At 65.3% G+C, this 1967-nt stretch carries 3 protein-coding genes; 2 read left to right on the forward strand and 1 reads right to left on the reverse strand.

What is annotated here, in order from left to right; genetic code table 11:
* Both AB0J47_RS42205 and AB0J47_RS42210 read left to right on the forward strand, forming a co-directional pair.
* Positions 1-378, forward strand: a 378-nt coding sequence (locus AB0J47_RS42205; RefSeq protein ID WP_364360333.1) for a transglycosylase SLT domain-containing protein, incomplete at its 5' end; no start/stop codon positions are given.
* 17 nt (positions 379-395) lie between these two features.
* On the forward strand, positions 396-1571 hold the full coding sequence (locus tag AB0J47_RS42210) for a transglycosylase SLT domain-containing protein (RefSeq protein ID WP_364360336.1): 1176 nt from the start codon (positions 396-398) through the stop codon (positions 1569-1571).
* 18 nt (positions 1572-1589) lie between these two features.
* Here AB0J47_RS42210 and AB0J47_RS42215 read toward each other — a convergent pair.
* The coding region (locus AB0J47_RS42215; RefSeq protein ID WP_364360340.1) for a C40 family peptidase at positions 1590-1967 on the reverse strand (378 nt) is incomplete at its 5' end.

Genomic DNA, 1967 nt, shown 5'->3' on the forward strand with positions numbered 1-1967 from the left:
GGCACGGCAACGACGGTCGGCGGCACCGTCGGACAGTGGATTCAGCAGGCACTGCAGGTGCTGCGGCAGATGGGCTACGACATCAGCAAGATCGACCCGGAAGCTATCGCGCTCATCATTCAGCACGAATCCGGTGGTAATCCGAACGCCATGAATCTGACGGACAGCAATGCCGACAACGGGACTCCGTCGATCGGCCTGATGCAGACCATCGGGCCGACCTTCAATCAGTGGGCGGTGCAGGGGCACACCAATATTCGCAACCCAGTCGACAACATCATCGCTGGCGTCCGCTATGCCATAAATCGGTACGGATCCGTACAGAACGTGCCAGGTGTCGTGGCGGTGCGCAATGGCCGAGCGTACGAGCCGTACTAATGCCACCGGATCGGGAAGTGCCGGAACCGAGTGTCGACGATGCCCGGGACGCCCGCGGTGGGGTCACGACTTCCGAGCCGCGCCGCAACCCTGCCGCGCCGGCCCGGGGGCCTGCGGTGCGCATGCCGCCGTTGCAGTCGGTCGGTGCGGCCACCGCCGCCACCTCGGGTTCGGCAGCCGCCGCAGTGCGCGGCCAATCGGCGAGCCCGATGCCCGGACTATCGACCCCGACAACCACTTCGGCGGTTGGCGGCGGTTCGGACCTGGCCGCCGTCGCAGCCGGTGCCGGTCCGTTGGCGGCTGCTGCAATGGGCGCACTGGCATCGATCTCGGCCCAATACGGTGACGGCACTCCAACGTCGAATACTGGTCAGCCGAATGCACCGCCGCTGGTCGGCAATGGAGCGCCCACCGGACCGGTGCTCTGGGATGGCGCGTTCGGCGCGCAGTATTCGGCCAGTAGGCAGAGCGGCGCCCAACAGAACGACGCGTTGGGCAACCTGAACGCGGAACTCGGTCGGATTCTCGGTGGTTCGGCCGCAGACACCATTCAGGGCCGGGCGGCGATCGCCTCGATCATCGCCGAGGCCGATACCGCATTGACCGCACTCGGTGCGGTCGGAAATTCTGCCGCGACCCAGCGTCAGGTGATGGTCGCACTCGGTGATGCCCTGCAGCGGGCCGGAGCAATACTCGGGAATGGGCAGTCCGCTGCGGCTATTTCGGCCGAACAGGTTGCCGCACTGGCCAATCGGTATGTTCAGGACTCCGGCCGATCCAGACCGCAGGTCTATTCGCGCGCTGCCAGCGGCGGCCCGCCGAGCACACAGCCCACCGGTGAAGTGGGCCAATGGATCAATACAGCCATACAGATCCTGCACCAGAACGGCTATGACACCAGCCAGATCAACCCTGCCGATATCGCGGCGATCATCCGGCACGAATCAGCGGGCAATCCGCACGCTATCAACGGCTGGGACAGCAATGCGGCGGCAGGACATCCCTCCAAGGGGTTGATGCAGACCATCGATTCCACGTTCAATGCTCACGCCTTGCCCGGGCACCGCGATATCTGGAATCCGGTCGACAACATCATCGCCGGGGTGCGATACGCGATCGATCGCTACGGCTCGGTCGCCAATGTGCCCGGCATCGTGAAGTTGCACCACGGCGGCGCGTACGTGGGCTACTGAAGCCTCGGTGGATCCGGATCAGCTCCACCGGCTGGCGTGATAGCTGCTCGGCAGCTTCGTCACCCGGACGTTCAGACCGGTGCGCGGCGCTTCGACGCATTGCCCGTTGCCGATGTACATCATGACGTGGCCGGGGTTGCCGTTGTTGAATTCGGAATTCGGGAAGATCAGATCGCCGGGGCGAATGTCGGCCGGGTTGACCTTGGGGAGCTGGCGGTACTGGTCCGCGGCCACTCGCGGAATGTTGACTCCGGCGGCTCTGGCGGCATATTGCATAAGTCCGGAGCAGTCGAATGACCCGGGCCCTTCCGCACCCCACACGTACGGGTCGCCCTGTTGGGCCATCGCCACCGAAACCGCCTTCTGGGCGGCCGCCGTGGTGGGGCCGCCGCCGAT

This window comes from Nocardia sp. NPDC049737 (assembly GCF_040674755.1).
Lineage (GTDB): Bacteria > Actinomycetota > Actinomycetes > Mycobacteriales > Mycobacteriaceae > Nocardia.